Genomic DNA, 17,095 nt, shown 5'->3' with positions numbered 1-17,095 from the left:
GCGTTTTTTGTGGCTAGCCCTCTTCGGAGAGAGCGAGAGGAATTTGCGCGATGATTCGTTCCTCGCTTTGTTCTTTTTGCACTAACTTCACATCAAATCCCCATAAACGATGCAAGTGCTTGAGCACTTCTACCTTGCTGTCTGCCAGCGGTATGCGGTTGTGCGGCGTGTATTCAAGAGTGAGCGAGCGGTCGCCGCGCAAGTCCACCTGGCTAACTTGTATATTGGGCTCTATGTTCGACAGGTTGTACTGTTGCGACAGGGCATGGCGTATTTGACGGTAGCCTTGTTCGTCGTGAATGTCAGTGACGGTCAAAAAGCTTTTTTGGTCGTTGTCCATGATCGAGAAGAGTTTAAAGTCGCGCATCAGTTTGGGTGATAAAAACTGGCTGATAAAACTCTCGTCCTTAAAGTCGCGCATGGCGTGGTGCAGGGTGGTCAACCAATCGCTACCGGCGATTTCCGGGAACCAATGCTTGTCCTCTTCGGTGGGGTTTTCACAGATTCGGCGAATGTCGACGAACATGTTAAAGCCCAGTGCATAGGGGTTGATGCCGCTAAAATAGGGGCTGTTATACGGGGGCTGATACACAACGTTGGTGTGACTGTGCAAAAACTCCAACATGAATTTGTCGGATAAGCGCCCTTCGTCATAAAGGTGATTCAGCAGAGTGTAATGCCAAAAGGTGGCCCAACCTTCGTTCATTACCTGAGTTTGTTTCTGCGGATAAAAATATTGCGCCATTTTGCGCACAATACGCACCACCTCACGCTGCCAGGGCTCTAGTAGCGGCGCATTTTTCTCGATGAAATACAGAATGTTCTCTTGTGGCTCGCTGGGAAATCTCTCCTCGGCGACAGCGCCTTTGGCATTATTGCGTTTTGGGACTGTGCGCCACAAATCGTTGACTTGCGACTGCATGTAGGCTTCGCGCTCTTTCTGCTTTTGCTGCTCTTGTTTGAGCGACAGTTGAGAAGGGCGCTTATAGCGGTCGACGCCGTGATTCATCAAGGCATGGCAAGAGTCGATAATTTCTTCAACCGCATCAATGCCGTGGGCCTGTTCGCACTCGCTAATGTAGTTTTTGGCAAACACCAAATAATCGATAATCGACTCGGCATCAGTCCAGGTTCGAAACAGATAATTGTTTTTAAAGAAACTGTTGTGGCCAAAGCTTGCGTGGGCCATTACCAAAGCTTGCATGGTAATGGTGTTTTCTTCCATTAAATACGCAATGCAGGGGTTGGAGTTAATTACAATCTCATAGGCCAAGCCCATTTGACCGCGTTTGTAACCTTGCTCGGTTTCAATAAATCGTTGCCCGAAGGACCAATGGCTATAACCAATCGGCATCCCGATACTGGCGTAGGCGTCCATCATCTGCTCGGCGGTGATCACTTCTATCTGGTTGGGATAGGTCTCCAAACCAAAATGCTCCGCCGCCTCTTCGATGACGTCTAGGTACTCTTGTAGCAATTCAAAGGTCCAATCTGGACCATCGCTCAGTTGTTTTTTCGCCATACACCCTCCTTACGCCGCTTGTTTTTTGAAGAGCTCCCTAAACACCGGATAGATATCGGCGACTTCGCGAATGTGCTGCATAGCGAAGTGAGGGTGCTTGTCGGCCAGTTTCAGGTATTCACGCCACAGGGTTTGGTGAGCGCGATTGGTGATCTCTATGTAACTGAAATAGCGCACGTTGCTCATGATTTTTTCGTTTAACCAACGGCCGCAGTTTGGACTGTCATCGGCCCAGTTATCACCGTCTGAAGCTTGCGCTACATAGACGTTCCACTCGTTGGCAGGGTAGCGTTCTTGCTGAATCTCGTGCATCAGCTTAAGCGCACTGGAGACGATAGTGCCGCCGGTTTCTTGGCTGTAAAAGAACTCTTGCTCATCCACTTCTTTGGCTTGAGTGTGATGGCGAATAAACACCACGTCCAGGTGCTTGTAGGTACGAGTTAAGAACAAATACAACAGGATATAAAAGCGCTTGGCCATGTCCTTGGTGGCCTGATCCATCGAGCCTGACACATCCATCAAACAAAACATCACTGCCTGCGAGGTCGGCACAGGGTGCTTAACGTAGTTGTTGTAGCGCAAGTCAAAGGTATCGATAAAGGGCACAGCATCGATGCGACGCTTAAGCTCTGCGATTTCATCTTTTAGGGTGCGGATCTTATCGGCGCATGCACCTGGGGTGTTTTCCAGTTGCTCAAGTTGGGCTTGCAACTCGCCCAAGCGACGACGTTTCTTGGCAGTCATTGCCATACGTCTTGCCAAAGAGCCACGCAAACTGCGCACGATATTGATGTTGGCCGGCACACCTGTATTGGTGAACCCCGCTCTGTGGGTTTTGTACTGAATCAGTTTGTCGAGCTTGTTCTGCTCTAAGTTAGGTAGCTCCAAGTCCTCGAACAACAAATCCAAGTACTCATCTTTGGACACATCAAAGGCAAAATCGTCTTGGCCTTCGCCTTGATTCGAGGCATCCCCCTCACCACTGCCTTGACCACCACCGCCAGAAGGCGGGCGTTCGAGTTGGTCACCTCGAGTAAACTGATCGTTGCCAGGAAATACACGTTGCCGCTCACCGCCAGCGCCTTGATGGAATACCGGTTGCTGTATGTCCTTGGTAGGCACTGACACACTCTCGCCAGATTCCACGTCGGTCACGCTGCGTTGAGTCACAGCGTCACTGACAGACTTTTTAATTTGATGCTTATATCGCCGTATGAACCTTTGTCGGTTAACCGTGCTTTTACCTTTGGTGTTCAGTCGGCGGTCGATAAAACTGGTCATCTCGCCTCCTCAGCCGAATTACGACGATTTACGTACTCGCAAGTACCATTCAGACAACAGGCGCACCTGTTTCTGGGTGTAGCCTTTCTCTGTCATACGCTCGATGAACTGATCGTGTTTCTTCTGATCTTCGCTCGAGGTTTTGGCATTGAAAGAGATTACTGGTAGCAAGTCTTCGGTGTTGGAGAACATCTTAGTCTCAATCACAGTGCGCAGCTTCTCGTAGCTGGTCCACAGCGGATTTTTGCCCTCGTTATTGGCGCGAGCACGCAACACAAAGTTGACGATTTCATTGCGGAAATCTTTAGGATTACTGATACCCGCAGGCTTCTCGATTTTCTCGAGTTCGGCGTTTAGGGCTGCTCGGTCAAACAATTGGCCAGTTTCTGGGTCACGATATTCTTGGTCTTGGATCCAGAAGTCGGCATAGGTGACGTAGCGGTCAAAGATGTTCTGGCCGTACTCTGAGTAGCTTTCCAGATACGCGGTTTGCAGTTCTTTACCAATGAACTCCACGTATTTGGGGATCAGGTAGCCCTTTAAGAATTCCATGTAGCGTTCAGCCACTTCTTTGGGGAACTGCTCTTGCTCAATTTGCTTCTCTAGAACATAGAAGAGGTGCACTGGGTTGGCGGCAATCTCGGTGGCGTCAAAGTTAAACACGCGCGAGAGGATCTTAAACGCAAATCGCGTCGAAAGACCGTCCATGCCTTCGTCCACACCAGCGTAATCGCGATACTCCTGCACGCTTTTGGCTTTCGGGTCTGTGTCTTTTAGCGTCTCACCGTCATACACTCGCATCTTGGAGTATATCGATGAATTCTCCGGCGCTTTGATACGCGATAATACAGAGAATTGCGCCAGTGCCTCGAGCGTACCCGGAGCACAATGGGATTGGGTCAGCGCCGAGTTGTCCAACAGTTTCTGGTAAATCTTCTGCTCTTCACTGATGCGCAAGCAATAAGGCACCTTGACGATGTAGACTCGGTCTAAAAACGCTTCGTTGTTCTTGTTGTTGCGGAAGGACTGCCATTCTGACTCGTTGGAGTGGGCCAAAATGATGCCTTGGTAAGGCAGCGCAGACAAGCCTTCGGTTCCGTTGTAGTTACCTTCTTGCGTCGCAGTCAGTAGAGGGTGGAGCACCTTTATCGGTGCTTTGAACATCTCAACGAATTCCATCAAGCCTTGGTTGGCACGACAAAGCGCACCAGAGTAGGCGTAGGCATCTGGGTCGTCTTGAGCGAAATGCTCGAGCTGACGTATGTCCACTTTACCCACTAGGGCTGAAATGTCTTGGTTGTTCTCGTCACCTGGCTCGGTTTTGGCAATCGCAATTTGGTCCAAAATCGATGGGAAGACTTTCACGACGCGGAACTTGCTGATGTCGCCACCAAACTCATGCAAACGCTTAGCCGCCCAAGGCGACATAATGGTGCTCAAGTAGCGTTTGTTAATGCCGTATTCTTGCGACAGAATCTGTCCGTCTTCATCAGCGTCAAACAGTGCAAAGGGGTGGTCGTTTACAGGGGATCGCTGTCCGTTTGCGGTCAAAACATAGATGGGCACGCGCTGCATGAGCGACTTGAGCTTTTCGGCCAGCGATGACTTACCGCCGCCCACAGGACCCAACAAATACAAGATTTGTTTAGACTCTTCGAGTCCCTGCGCCGAGTGTTTGAGATAAGCGACTATCTGCTCGATAGCGTCTTCCATGCCGTAAAACTCAGAGAAGGCGGGATAGCGTGCAATTAGACGATTCGAAAAAATCCGGGACAATCTAGCGTCGGTTGAGGTGTCGATAATCTCTGGCTCGCCGATCGCCTGCAGCAGGCGCTCAGCCGCAGAAGCGTAAGCCGATTTGTCTTGCTTACAGATGTCGAGAAACTGTTGTAGCGTGTATTCTTCGTCACGGGTGTGTTCGTAACGGGTTTGATAATGCTCAAAAATTCCCATAATGGACCCCTTAACCGGACTGGTCTGGTTTCGTTGTTGTCGTAATAATCGCGTGCCTTGTTTTCTTTAAGCCTAGTCAGAAAATGACGGTGTCACTAAAAAATTTATAATTATTTCAATGATTAACAATTGCAGTCTGCAACTGTTGCAAGAGGCAATCATGATACCTCTCACTACTAATTAGACCGGTTTGTTTAGGCTTGTGTTCCACAGGTACAGAATCGGGTACGAAAAAAGGAGCCAAATGGCTCCTTTTTATAGGGACTTTTTTTGCGCTTAGGCTGCGAAGTTATCCGCAACGAAGTTCCAGTTAACCAGGGCCCAGAAACCTTCGAGGTACTTAGGACGCAGGTTGCGGTAATCGATGTAGTAGGCGTGCTCCCACAAATCCACGGTCAGTAGTGGCGTTACGCCGTCGTCGGTTAGCGGGGTCGCAGCGTTGCTGGTGTTAACGATGGCCAAAGAACCGTCGGCGTTTTTCACCAACCAAGTCCAGCTAGAACCAAAGTTATTAACGGCCTTGTCGTTAAACTGAGCAACAAACTCGTCAAACGAACCAAAGCTGGCGTCGATGGCCGCTGCTAAGTCGCCACTTGGCTTGCCGCCAGCGTTTGGCGCTAGGCAGTTCCAGTAGAAGGTGTGGTTCCAAATTTGCGCGGCGTTGTTGAATACGCCACCGTCAGAGCTCTTAACAATCTCTTCTAGGCTCTTACCTTCGAACTCAGTGCCTGGGATCATGCCGTTAAGCTTAACCACATAGGTGTTGTGGTGCTTACCATAGTGGAATTCCAAAGTTTCTTTTGACAGGTGCGGCTCTAGGGCATCCATCGCGTAAGGCAGTGCTGGTAGTTCAATAGCCATTAGTTGCGTCTCCATTACTTTAATTTTCTATGGCTTACAGGTGGTTACCCAATCCTGTAATTGCCATGTATTGTAGTGGGGAAAAAACGTGATGTGAATCCCATTCGATCACTTTTAAAGACCATAAAAAACATGGGATTTTTATCCGATGAGTTTTAACGTACACTTACGAGCGACATTGAATAACCGCAAGGGTCAGGAAGTCTGATGGAAACCCTAGATAAAATTAAGCAGCAAATTAGCGAAAACCCTATCATCCTTTACATGAAGGGCTCACCAAAACTGCCAAGCTGTGGCTTTTCTTCGCAAGCTGGGCAGGCGCTTATCAATTGTGGCGAGCAGTTCGCTTACGTTGATATTTTGCAGCACCCAGATATTCGCGCTGAATTACCAAAGTTCGCTAACTGGCCAACTTTCCCGCAGTTGTGGGTAGAAGGCGAGCTGGTTGGCGGCTGTGACATCATCATGGAAATGTTTCAACAAGGCGAATTGCAAAGCCTGATCAAGGAAACAGCCGCTAAGTACAAGAGTGAAGACGCTGAGTAGTCACTCACTCTTGGTACATTGAGTGCATAAAAAGTGAAAGCCAGTCGTTTGACTGGCTTTTTTGTGGCCGTTAGTTAGGCAACAACAGAGATTTGGTCTGAGCCACAATCTAAGTTAGAGTGAATACTTTAACACAATAATAACAAGGCCTCAGGGACAGTCATGCAGCCAAATACACACATCGAGCCGGAACTTCTCGACAATAGCGACCAATTTAAGCACCCCTTCTTTCGTCAGTTTAAGCTTCGCACAGCCAATAGTCCCTTGGCGTTGACAGAAGACATCAGCAAGGACTATCTGTTTCCAACTTTATACGGCAATGTCAGCTGTGCTATTGGTATCTTTCTGTGCGATTACGACAAGGCGAAAGCCTTGTTGCCGCACCCGAAAATGAAGCCAGTGGCCATGCCCAAAGGCCGAGCGCTTGTCACCTTTTCTTGTTACGAGTATCGCAACGTCAGCGGCATTGCCCCTTACAATGAAATCGCGATGACTATCCCTGTGATGATAGACCCGAGCGTCAACGTCCCTGTGTTACCCGTGCTAATGGACAAACTGTTTAGGAAATTTGGTTACTACGTGTTTCACATGCCGGTGACATCTTTAGAAAATCGCATTCGCGGCAACAATATTTGGGGGCTGCCTAAGGTGGTCAATCGCATCGACATTGAAGCGGATGCGCAACAGTCGGTGACTCAAGCTTTTGATGAAGATGGCAATTCCTACTTCCGTTTGACCGTGCCCACTCAAGGCGCTAAACAGGCGTTTGATGTGCGCTCTAATTTGTACTCGCAGCTTGGCAGTCAATTACTGCAAAGCCCGACCCAGTTTAAAGCCGAGTTCAACGTGACCAAGTTTATGAACCGCCTGTGGACTAAGGGAGGAGCCGATCCAGGTGTGCTTGAGATAGGTGAGGGGCCTTATGCGGACATGTTACGAGAGCTGAAGATAGAACCCCAGCCGTTTCAGTTTCGTTTTGCCGATGACATGAACGCTTGTTTTGATTTACCCAATCCAAACTATCGAGCGCCATTTGGTTTTGAATAGCAGATGCGTGTAGATAGTAAAACGGCCAACATTCGTTGGCCGTTTTTTGTCAGTTTTGCGCAGCGCTTTAAAGCACGAGCGCTGCCGCCCAACCAAACACCAATAACGGTAGGTTAAAGTGGACGAAAGTTGGGATCACACTGTCGCGAATGTGGTCGTGTTGGCCATCGGCATTCAAACCTGCAGTCGGTCCAAGCGTTGAGTCGGACGCCGGTGAACCGGCATCGCCCAAGGCAGCAGCTGTGCCCACCAAGGCAATGGTCGCTGCTGCTGAGAAACCAAAGGTTGCCGCTAGTGGCACGTAAATAGTGGCAATAATGGGAATGGTGGAGAACGAACTACCAATACCCATGGTAATAAGTAGACCCACCAATAGCATCAAGAAAGCCGCCAGCGCTTTGTTATCGCCAATGGTATCAGCAATCGAGGACACCAGAGTCTGGACTTCACCGGTCGCTTTTACAACAGCGGCAAAGCCCGCTGCCGCAATCATGATAAAGCCAATCATGGCCATCATGGCAACGCCTTTAACCATTAACTCCTGGCTTTCCACGTGCTTTAGAGCACCACTTAAATTGAGCACGATAAAGCCCATCAGCGCGCCAAAAATCATTGAGTCGGTATAAAGCTGAACCCCAAGGGTGACTAGGATAGCCACTAGCGCGGCAATAACGCCTTTTTGGTTGATCTCGGCTTTGGCTTTGGTCGCCTGGCTTTGCTTTATCTCGTATTGGCGTGGCGCTCGGTAAGAGATGAAAATCGCAATCAGCAAGCCCAAAATCATACCTGCAGCGGGCAATAGCATGGCGTTAGGCACATCGCTGGCTTGCGCTTGTAAACCGTTGTCAATCAAGTTTGCCAACAGGATGTCGTTTAGGAAAATCGCACCAAAGCCCACAGGCAGTATCATGTAGGTGGTCACAAGACCAAAAGTCAGTACACAGGCTATCAAGCGACGGTCAACCTGCAGCTGACTCATCAGCATTAACAGCGGTGGTACCAGAATCGGAATGAAGGCAATGTGAATTGGCAGGATGTTCTGCGAGCTCACAGCCATTGCGACTAGCACTAGAATCAAACCACTTTTCACCCAGCCGCTGTGATCTTCTGAGCCGCCGACGCGTTTAACCAAGGCATTGGCAATCACGTCTGGCAGGCCTGAGTAGCTCAAGGAGACTGCAAAGGCGCCAAGCATGGCATAGCTTAGAGCGATTTTGGCACCGCCGCCTAAACCTTGGTTAAAGGCGTCGATGGTAGCGCTGATATCCAGTCCGCCCACCAAACCGGCGGCAAGCGCACTGATGGTCAGAGCAATAACTACGTTGATGCGGGCTAAGCTTAATCCGAGCATTAAGCACACGGCGATGACAACGGCATTCATAGAGTCGAGATCCGAGTGAAAAATTGGCCTGCATTATAACCAAGTTGATGAGTAAATGCCGAAAAACGAAAGCGAAAATGACCTTTTCGCGCCAGTTGTTGTCGATAATGAAAGCGGTATGTAAGACGCTCAAGCAAAATAGCTTGTGAACTTGTTAGCAGCTTTTATAATGCTGGCAGGTATTAAAAAATCCGACTGAAGTTGGAACCCTATTAGATAAACCACGGAGAGTGAACATGAGTGTATTAGTTGGCCGTCCTGCGCCAGACTTTACTGCTGCAGCGGTACTAGGTAATGGTGAAATCGTTGACGCGTTTAACTTGGCTGAAGCCATCAAAGGTAAGCCTGCGGTCATCTTTTTCTACCCACTAGATTTTACCTTTGTATGTCCTTCTGAGTTGATCGCTTTCGATCACCGTCTAGAAGACTTCAAAAAGCGCGGCGTAGAAGTTATCGGTGTTTCTATCGATTCTCAATTCAGCCACAACGCATGGCGTAACACTTCTGTAGACGAAGGCGGTATCGGCCCTGTTGGTTACACTCTGGTAGCTGACGTTAAGCACGAAATCTGCCAAGCCTACGACGTTGAGCACCCAGAAGCTGGCGTTGCTTTCCGCGGCTCGTTCCTGATCGACAAAGACGGCATGGTTCGCCACCAAGTGGTGAACGACCTGCCATTAGGCCGTAACGTTGACGAAATGCTGCGTATGGTTGACGCGCTGCAGTTCCACGAGGAGCACGGTGAAGTTTGCCCTGCCGGTTGGGAGCAAGGTGACGAAGGTATGACTGCAAGCCCAGACGGCGTTGCCTCCTACCTATCTGAGAATGCTGACAAGCTGTAAGCTTGGATTTGAGCATGAAAAAAGGACCCTAGGGTCCTTTTTTGTGTCTGGTATTTAGTGAAAAGCTAGTCTTGTTCTTCGTCGATAAGCGGCCAGCCCCCAAGGGATTTGTAGCGATTGACGATAAAGCAAAATAACTGCGCGGTGCGCTCAGTGTCGTAGGCGGCGCTGTGTGCTTGGCTATTGTCGAAATCGATTTTGGCCGCTTCACAGGCTTTGGCGAGCACGGTTTGACCCAGTGCCAACCCAGATAGGGCTGCGGTATCAAAGGTGGCGAATGGGTGAAACGGTGAACGCTTGATGTTGGCGCGCTCAATTGCGGCGTGAACAAAGCCGTGATCAAAAGCCGCATTGTGTGCCACCATCACGGCTCGATGACATCCAACTTGCTTCAAGCGCTTGCGAATGACCTTGAAGATTTCCTTTAGTGCGTGAGACTCATCCACCGCACCTCGCAGCGCGCAAAACGGACGAATGCCATTGAAGTCCAGGGCCGCTTGTTCAAGATTGGCTCCTTCAAAAGGCTCAACGTGAAAATGCAGAGTCTCGCTGACTGACAGCCAGCCATCGTCGTCCATTTCTAACAGGCTCGCGGCAATTTCTAGCAAAGCGTCTGTTTTAGCATTAAAACCAGCAGTTTCAACGTCGATGACGACTGGCATATAGCCGCGAAAACGCGATTTCATGAGGTTCGATTCATCAACCTCAACGGCGGCGGCAGGGGAAGGGCTAGACATGGGGACTCTCGATAAACCACAAAGGCAATATTATGCAAAAAGCCACGCCGCATTGCATCTGTTGTGGGCTTGAGAGCCATAAAAATACCCGCCAAAAGTACTAAAGCTTGAATGCGACGGGCCGATATCTAATACGAAGTCATTAAAGAGTGTAAATTATGCGGCGTTTTCTAGTGTCATTGTGTTGCGGTCTGATTAGCTTATCGGCAACCGCCGAATTGCGTCATTATCGCGCCACTTTGGACGATTCGTCGTGGCAATTAACTCGCTCGAGTCGTCTAGGTTGTGAATTACGCCATCCCATTCCAGCGTTTGGCGATGCGGTATTTCAAGCCCATTCGGGTAAAGACCACAATTTGTTGTTCACCTTAGACATGCAGATTAAGCCTGACAAGGTCACACAGGCTCAGCTAGTGAGTAACGCACCGCCTTGGCGCCCAGGCGTGCCAAGTCGACCTATCGCTCAGTTGACCTACCACAAGTACTTTAACGGTGAAGTGCCAAAGAACGCCGCTTGGGCCATGCTAAACGAGCTAGAGCGCGGTATGCAGCCTACCTTTTACTATCAAGACTGGTTTTCCCAGCAAGACCAGGTTGCAGTGGGTCTGTCCTCGGTGCGCTTCTCCCAGGCATTTGCCGATTTCAAGCAATGCGTGGCGAACCTACTGCCCTATGACTTTGAAGACATTGCGTACACCATTTTGACCTATGAATCTGGTGGTGAGCAGTTGACACCGGCCTCTAAAAAGCAGCTCATGCGCTTGCAAGAGTACGTGATGCATGACCCGAATTTGGAGTTGGTGCTGGTGGACGGGTACACGGATAGTTTTGGCTCGCGTCAGTCCAATCTCAAATTGTCGCAACAACGTGCCAATAGTATTAAGGCATTGTTGGTGCAAAGCGGCATTCGTCAAGAGAGAATTCTGACAACCGGTCATGGCGAGAAGCGTCATGTTGCTGCAAATAATATTGAGCGAGAACGGGCTAAAAACCGCAGAGTTGTGGTTCGAATTAACCGCTAGATTCGTATCTAATTGTAACCAATACGTCCGCTACCATGCGGACGCTTTTGTAGGCGTTGGCGCATAAAAAAACACCCGAGACCATATCGGCTCGGGTGAAAAAACAATAGCAATCAACAAATTGATGGAAGCCTTAGCCAGGTAATGGGAATCTATAAACCTAGGCATTATCACCAGCGTAAAGCGGTGCTTCCGGATAACTGAGTGCAATTTTAGCGCTGGTCTGAACACTGAACAAACGAGAAAAATTTCTTTTTCAGATTAGAAAAATTAATGGATAGGCAATAACTGTCCGCTAGCATAAAATTGTTTCTGGTTTGTTACTGCAACATAGCTGAAACGGCTTTTTGTCCAGTTGAATGGCTCGTCCGAAGGGGTGGAAGGCTTAGATTTTCTTGGTGAAGGTCAAAGTATTTGGTACTAAACAAGAGTTTAGGCTAAGTTCTGGTCTAATCTAGGCAAACTGCAGAGTGTCCTGATTCCCACCTAACACCAGATGGGGTATAGTAATCGGCTTACAAAAATAGCGAGATAGCAGGGTTATCACCATGGGCTTTTCATGGCCGATTAGAGTGTACTACGAGGACACGGATGCTGGCGGCGTAGTTTATCACTCCAATTATTTGAATTTCTTTGAAAGGGCGCGCACCGAGTGGTTAGCTGACATGGGCGTTGAGCAGACGGCCTTGTTGCAGCAAGACATCGCCTTTGTGGTTCGCAGCGCCAAGCTGGACTTTCTGATACCCGCCAGATTCGAGCAGAAACTTGTTGTCGAATCTGTTGTCTCTAAGTTAGGTAAGGCATCTGTTACCTTCACCCAAGAATTAAAAGACAGCCAGGGCACTGTGTATTGCCGTGGTGAAATAAAAGTGGGTTGCGTGCGACTTTCGGCATTAAAACCCTGCGCTATTCCTACCAACATTTACTCGGAGTTTTTACGTGCAAGCTGAACTGAGTTTTATTGATCTGTTTTTAGAAGCCAGTTTGTTGGTGAAATTAGTGATGCTGACCCTTGTAGGCATGTCAGTAGTGTCTTGGGGCATTATCTTTCAGCGCTATAAGTTGCTTAAGGCCGCTCGTGAGAACGCCGAGAAATTTGAAGACAAGTTTTGGTCTGGCGTCGATTTAAACCGTTTCTACAAAGAACTATCGGCTCGCAGTCAGGCCGCCTTAGGTCTTGAAAGCCTGTTTAGCGCTGGCTTTAAAGAATACGCTCGCCTTAATAATCTATCTGACCGCGCGCCTGCGGCGGTAATGGATGGTACCTATCGCGCCATGCGAGTATCCCTAACTCGCGAAGTCGACAAGATGGAAACTCACCTTCCTACCTTGGCAACCATAGGCTCAATTAGCCCATACGTGGGTCTGTTTGGTACCGTTTGGGGCATCATGAACTCTTTTATTGCCCTTGGCTCACAGCAAAACGCCACGCTGGCTATGGTGGCACCGGGTATTGCTGAAGCCTTGATTGCGACCGCCATGGGTTTGTTTGCCGCAATTCCTGCGGTGGTTGCTTATAACCGCTTCTCGGTGCAGGTAGAAAAACTAGAAACCTCCTACGCCAACTTCATGGAAGAGTTTTCGAGCATTCTGCATCGCCAAACCTACGGCAGTAAGGAAGTGGCTTAATGCACCACGGTTACCAACGCAAACGCCGCCGCCCGGTGGCCGAGATCAACGTAGTGCCCTACATCGATGTGATGTTGGTACTGTTGATCATCTTTATGGTGACAGCGCCATTGATTACCCAAGGGGTAAAGGTGGACCTGCCCCAAGGCGAAGCCGAAGCATTGCCACAAGATAGTAAGCCGCCTGTGGTAGCCACTGTGGATGGCGACGGATTTTATTATCTGGATATGGATGGCTCGGATGCCAACCAACCTATTGAACTTGAGGAACTAGCCACTCGAGTCGCCGCTTTGTTAACGCTAGAGCCTGAGCGGCCAGTGGTGGTTCGCGGTTCCAAGGATGTCAGCTACGAACAAGTGGTTCAGTTGATGATCACTTTGCAGGGGGCCGGCGTGCCTTCGGTAGGCTTGATGACCGAGCCGGATCAGGGAGGCTAAGGGTTGAAGTTTAATCCCGATAAACTGTTGCACTTTGTATGGCTATCACTGGGGATCCACGTGGTAGCCTTGGTGGTTATGATAATCGGCGTTAGTTTCGACGATAAGCCCAAGCACATCGCGGCACCGGCGTCTGTGCCTGTGGTACAAGCGGTGGTGGTGGATCAAGCTAAGGTCGCCGAAGCTGCCGAGAAACTCAAGCAGGCCCGCGAAGCCGAGCGCCAGAAAGAGATAAAGCGTCAACAAGAACTGGAACGCAAGGCCGCTGAAGCCAAGCGCAAAGCCGAAGCCGAGCAAAAGCGAATTAGAGAGCTTGAAGCGCAACGCAAGAAACGCGAGCAAGAAACCCTGCGCGCTGAAGAAGCCGCTAAGTTAGCCAAGCTTAAAGAGAAGCAAGAAAAGGAAAAGGCCGCAAAAGCACAAGCTGAGCGCGAGCGCAAAGAGCGCGAACGCGTGGCTCGTGAAAAAGCCGCAGCTGAAAAGCGCAAAAAAGAAGAGGCCGAGCGTAAGCGCAAAGCCGAAGAAGAGCGCAAACGCAAAGAGGCGGCAGAACGCAAAGCCCGTGAAGAAGCCGCTCGCAAAGCCGAAATGGAACGCCAGATGCAAGAAGCGCTTGCCGCTGAGCAAGAGGCCTTGGCCAATGCTCGCAGCCGTCAGGTGCTGTCTGAAGTACAGCGTTACACCGCGATGATCACTGCAACCATTCAACGCAATTGGAACAAAGATGAAACCATGCGCGGCAAGAGTTGTAAGTTGAACATACGTATCGCTCCTGATGGCTTTGTGACACGAGTGGCGGTTGTCTCTGGCGATAGTCACGTGTGCCGCAGCGCCGAGTTTGCGGTGAACAAGGCAGGGCGCTTGCCGGTGTCAAAAGAGCGCGACGTTTACGAAAAATTGAAAAACATTAACCTAACCATGCGTCCAGAGTTTGATTAAGGGGAGCTATGCAGTTGTTTAATAAATGGATTGGTGCGGCATTTGCGCTGTTGGTAAGCATCAACGCCCACGCGGCGTTAGAGATTGTGATTACCGACGGTGTGGATACCGCTCGCCCGGTGGCCGTAGTACCGTTTAAATGGGAAGGTCCAGGACCAGCGCCGTCGAGCATCTCGGATGTGGTGGTTTCAGACTTGCGTCGCAGTGGCATGTTCAACCCCATTGCTGAGTTGGGAATGCCGGAACAGCCTAAAGTCACCAGTGAAATGAACCTGGCGAGCTGGGCTGACACAGCGGTTGAAGCGGTTGTGATGGGCACGGTTAAGCCTTACGGCGCGGATCAATACCTTGTTGGTTTTGAACTGGTGGACATGGTGCGCGCGCAAATGTCAGCGCAAAATGGCCCTTCATCATTCTCTCAAGAGTTCATATTGGACAGCCGCGAAGCGGTAATTAGCGCTAAGCAATTTCGCCAGTACGGTCATCGCATTGCCGATATCATCTACGAAAAGCTAACCGGTGAGCGCGGTGCGTTTTTAACTAAAATCGCCTATGTGGTGGTTGAGCACGGCAAACCTTACCCTTACCAGTTAATGGTGGCGGACTACGATGGTTACAACGAAACCTTGTTGTTGCGCTCCAAAGAACCACTGATGTCTCCAGCTTGGTCACCTGATGGACGTAAACTGGCGTACGTCACGTTCGAGAATCGCCGTTCAGAAATCTATATTCAGGACATATATACTCAACAAAGACAAAAGATTACCAGCTTTGAAGGGATTAACGGTTCGCCTAAGTTCTCTCCAGACGGCCGTACTCTCGCTGTGTCTTTGTCCAAAGACGGTAACCCGGAAGTTTATCTGGTGGATATTGCCACTAAGCGCCTGACGCGTATCACCAACCACTACGCGATTGATACCGAACCCTATTGGGCGCCAGATGGCAAATCTTTGGTGTTTACCTCGGAGCGAGGTGGTCGCCCGCAGATTTATCAGGTAGATTTGCAAAGCAAGCGCGTACAGCGCTTAACCTTTGAAGGGGAATGGAATTTGGGTGGTTCAATCACCCCAGATGGCCGTAATTTGGTGATGGTTAACCGCACCAACGGCAAATACCACATTGCCCGACTGGATTTGGAGTCGCGCTTCATGCAAGTGCTGACCTCCACCCGATTGGATGAGTCTCCGAGCATTGCGCCAAATGGCAGCATGATCATTTACGGAACCACTCACAACGGCCGACAAGTGTTGGCGGCCGTCTCCATGGACGGACGATTCAAGGCTAGATTGCCAGCCCGTGAGGGCGAAGTTAAGGCGCCCGCCTGGTCGCCATTTTTATAAGTTGTTTAAGCTCAGTTGAGTAAATAAAGGAAGTTCACGAATGAAACTTAACCAATTGATGAAGAGCATGCTGGTGGCCATGCCATTGCTTGCCATCACTGCATGTAGCTCTACTTCAGGTACAGACTCTTCTGCCGACACTACCAACCAAGGTGGTAACGCAGGTATTGAGCAGGGCTCTGACGTACAAACCGGTGGTTTGGAAGCTGTGTTGACTCCAGAAGAGCAGCAACGTCAAAAGTTCGAAGAAATGCGCAAAGAGCACATCATCTACTTTGATTTCGACCGCTCTGACGTGAACAGTCAGTTTGCTGACCTGCTACAAGCCCACGCTGAGTACCTAGTTCAGTACCCGAACGTATCAGTACTGATCGAAGGTCACGCTGATGAGCGCGGTACCCCTGAGTACAACATTGCGCTAGGCGAGCGTCGTGCCAAGGCTGTGGCTAAGTACCTGCAAGGTCTTGGTGTTCAGTCGAACCAAATCGGTGTCGTTAGCTATGGTGAAGAGAAGCCTCTAGACGTTTCTCGTAGCGAAGCCGCTCACGCCAAAAACCGCCGTGCGGTATTAGTTTACTAAGGTAGGTTAGTATGCAACGACTGACTCTCTCGATCCTCAGTTTGTCACTGGCCGCCGCAGTTAATGCAGCGCCGGCACCTGTGGAAGACGCCTCTGGCCAATCGTCACAATATGGCTCGTCTAAAACCGAACAATTACAGCGCATGCTAAATGCCAGTAATCGGGTTCAGTTAGAGATGCAAAACCGTATCGACGCCTTGCAGCAAGAAGTATTGGATTTGCGCGGTATCACCGAACAGCAATCCTACCAATTGCAGCAAATGCAAAATCGCCAGCGCCAGATCTACGATGAGATCAGTCGTCTATCTGATCAGCTAGCGGCCGGTGGCACAGCCGCCGTTGCCGCTGGTGCCGGTAGCGCCGCTGCAGCGGGTATCAGCAGCCTGAGCGAAGCTGATACTTATCAGGCCGCGGTTAACCTGGTGCTTAAGGAAAAAGAGTACGACAAGGCCATTCCAGCGTTTGAGAGCTTCTTAGCCCAATATCCACAATCCAGTTTTGCAGCCAACGCCAACTATTGGTTAGGGCAGTTGTTGTTTAACAAGAGTGACTTGGCGGGTGCAGAAGCGGCGTTTACTCGGGTCAATAAAGACTTTCCCAAATCGAGCAAGCGTGCCGATAGCTTGGTTAAGTTAGGTATGATTGCCGCTCGCCAAAATCAAAACAGCGTCGCTAAAGGCTTCTATCAGCAGGTATTAAGCGAGTATGCCAATTCGGCCGCGGCTCGTTTAGCCCAGCAGCAATTGGATAAATTGCCTTAATCTTGGCCAGCATTGCAGCACTTCGGTGGTTTTTAAAACAAACGGTAAAAAATCACTGATTTGCTCTTGCATGGCAAGCCAAAAAGGGTATTATAAGCGCCCGTTGACGCAGCACAGCGCGTTGGCGACAAGTTGAAAAGTGGGTCGTTAGCTCAGTCGGTAGAGCAGTTGGCTTTTAACCAATTGGTCGAAGGTTCGAATCCTTCACGACCCACCA

General features: G+C 49.8%; 17 protein-coding genes and 1 tRNA gene. 12 read left to right on the top strand and 6 right to left on the bottom strand.

Going from position 1 to position 17,095, the window contains the following annotated elements; translation table 11 throughout:
- Positions 1–13 precede the first annotated feature (13 nt).
- The 4 genes from CLC93_RS11125 to sodB all read right to left on the bottom strand — a co-directional run bounded on the left by CLC93_RS11125 (position 14) and on the right by sodB (position 5,617).
- Positions 14–1,522, bottom strand: a complete 1,509-nt coding sequence (locus CLC93_RS11125) for a SpoVR family protein (protein WP_095506054.1) — start codon at positions 1,520–1,522, stop codon at positions 14–16.
- Between the two features lie 9 nt (positions 1,523–1,531).
- Complete coding sequence (locus CLC93_RS11120; RefSeq protein WP_095506053.1) at positions 1,532–2,803, bottom strand: YeaH/YhbH family protein; 1,272 nt, start codon at positions 2,801–2,803, stop codon at positions 1,532–1,534.
- A gap of 18 nt (positions 2,804–2,821) precedes the next feature.
- Positions 2,822–4,756 carry a PrkA family serine protein kinase gene (locus tag CLC93_RS11115; protein ID WP_095506052.1) on the bottom strand — a complete coding sequence of 645 codons (1,935 nt, stop codon included), beginning with the start codon at positions 4,754–4,756 and terminating at the stop codon, positions 2,822–2,824.
- Between the two features lie 276 nt (positions 4,757–5,032).
- The gene (gene sodB / locus CLC93_RS11110) at positions 5,033–5,617 is read right to left on the bottom strand and encodes a superoxide dismutase [Fe] (protein ID WP_095506051.1); all 585 of its coding nucleotides are present in this window, start codon (positions 5,615–5,617) and stop codon (positions 5,033–5,035) included.
- Positions 5,618–5,824: 207 nt separating this feature from the next.
- On the opposite strand from sodB, the gene CLC93_RS11105 reads away from it, so the two are divergent.
- Together CLC93_RS11105 and CLC93_RS11100 are read left to right on the top strand one after the other, a co-directional pair.
- Positions 5,825–6,163, top strand: a complete 339-nt coding sequence (locus CLC93_RS11105; RefSeq protein WP_095506050.1) for a Grx4 family monothiol glutaredoxin — start codon at positions 5,825–5,827, stop codon at positions 6,161–6,163.
- Between the two features lie 162 nt (positions 6,164–6,325).
- Positions 6,326–7,210: an acetoacetate decarboxylase family protein gene (locus CLC93_RS11100; RefSeq protein WP_095506049.1), complete on the top strand. Its 885-nt coding sequence runs from the start codon at positions 6,326–6,328 to the stop codon at positions 7,208–7,210.
- A 67-nt stretch (positions 7,211–7,277) separates the two neighbouring features.
- Here CLC93_RS11100 and CLC93_RS11095 read toward each other — a convergent pair whose 3' ends face one another.
- Positions 7,278–8,561, bottom strand: a complete 1,284-nt coding sequence (locus CLC93_RS11095) for a Na+/H+ antiporter family protein (RefSeq protein WP_425439852.1) — start codon at positions 8,559–8,561, stop codon at positions 7,278–7,280.
- Between the two features lie 266 nt (positions 8,562–8,827).
- On the opposite strand from CLC93_RS11095, the gene CLC93_RS11090 reads away from it, so the two are divergent.
- A complete protein-coding gene (locus CLC93_RS11090) occupies positions 8,828–9,433 on the top strand; it encodes a peroxiredoxin (RefSeq protein ID WP_095506047.1) in 606 nt (201 codons plus the stop codon).
- Between the two features lie 65 nt (positions 9,434–9,498).
- Here the strand turns inward: CLC93_RS11090 and rnt are convergent, their stop codons facing one another.
- A complete protein-coding gene (gene rnt / locus CLC93_RS11085; RefSeq protein WP_095506046.1) occupies positions 9,499–10,170 on the bottom strand; it encodes a ribonuclease T in 672 nt (223 codons plus the stop codon).
- A gap of 158 nt (positions 10,171–10,328) precedes the next feature.
- On the opposite strand from rnt, the gene CLC93_RS11080 reads away from it, so the two are divergent.
- The 9 genes from CLC93_RS11080 (at position 10,329) to CLC93_RS11040 (ending at position 17,095) form a co-directional block, all read left to right on the top strand.
- Positions 10,329–11,192, top strand: coding sequence for a flagellar protein MotY (locus CLC93_RS11080; RefSeq protein WP_169902982.1), 864 nt, complete (start codon positions 10,329–10,331; stop codon positions 11,190–11,192).
- 548 nt (positions 11,193–11,740) lie between these two features.
- The gene (gene ybgC, locus CLC93_RS11075) at positions 11,741–12,142 is read left to right on the top strand and encodes a tol-pal system-associated acyl-CoA thioesterase (RefSeq protein WP_095506044.1); all 402 of its coding nucleotides are present in this window, start codon (positions 11,741–11,743) and stop codon (positions 12,140–12,142) included.
- The gene (gene tolQ, locus CLC93_RS11070) at positions 12,132–12,821 is read left to right on the top strand and encodes a protein TolQ (RefSeq protein ID WP_095506043.1); all 690 of its coding nucleotides are present in this window, start codon (positions 12,132–12,134) and stop codon (positions 12,819–12,821) included. The genes ybgC and tolQ overlap by 11 nt, the downstream gene beginning before the upstream one ends.
- Positions 12,821–13,258 (top strand): protein TolR, encoded by a 438-nt coding sequence (gene tolR / locus CLC93_RS11065; protein ID WP_095506042.1) that lies wholly within the window; start codon positions 12,821–12,823, stop codon positions 13,256–13,258. The genes tolQ and tolR overlap by 1 nt, the downstream gene beginning before the upstream one ends.
- A 3-nt stretch (positions 13,259–13,261) precedes the next feature.
- Positions 13,262–14,197: a cell envelope integrity protein TolA gene (gene tolA, locus CLC93_RS11060; protein ID WP_281254665.1), complete on the top strand. Its 936-nt coding sequence runs from the start codon at positions 13,262–13,264 to the stop codon at positions 14,195–14,197.
- Positions 14,198–14,205: 8 nt separating this feature from the next.
- Positions 14,206–15,537 (top strand): Tol-Pal system beta propeller repeat protein TolB, encoded by a 1,332-nt coding sequence (gene tolB, locus CLC93_RS11055; RefSeq protein ID WP_095506041.1) that lies wholly within the window; start codon positions 14,206–14,208, stop codon positions 15,535–15,537.
- Positions 15,538–15,577: 40 nt separating this feature from the next.
- Positions 15,578–16,117 (top strand): peptidoglycan-associated lipoprotein Pal, encoded by a 540-nt coding sequence (gene pal, locus CLC93_RS11050; RefSeq protein WP_095506040.1) that lies wholly within the window; start codon positions 15,578–15,580, stop codon positions 16,115–16,117.
- An 11-nt stretch (positions 16,118–16,128) separates the two neighbouring features.
- A complete protein-coding gene (gene ybgF / locus CLC93_RS11045; RefSeq protein WP_095506039.1) occupies positions 16,129–16,878 on the top strand; it encodes a tol-pal system protein YbgF in 750 nt (249 codons plus the stop codon).
- 141 nt (positions 16,879–17,019) lie between these two features.
- Positions 17,020–17,095, top strand: a tRNA-Lys gene (locus CLC93_RS11040).

The sequence above is a fragment of the Paraferrimonas sedimenticola genome (assembly GCF_002282855.1).
GTDB lineage: Bacteria > Pseudomonadota > Gammaproteobacteria > Enterobacterales > Shewanellaceae > Paraferrimonas > Paraferrimonas sedimenticola.
Note: the sequence above shows the minus strand (reverse complement) of the source record. Positions and strands in the feature narration are given on the sequence as shown.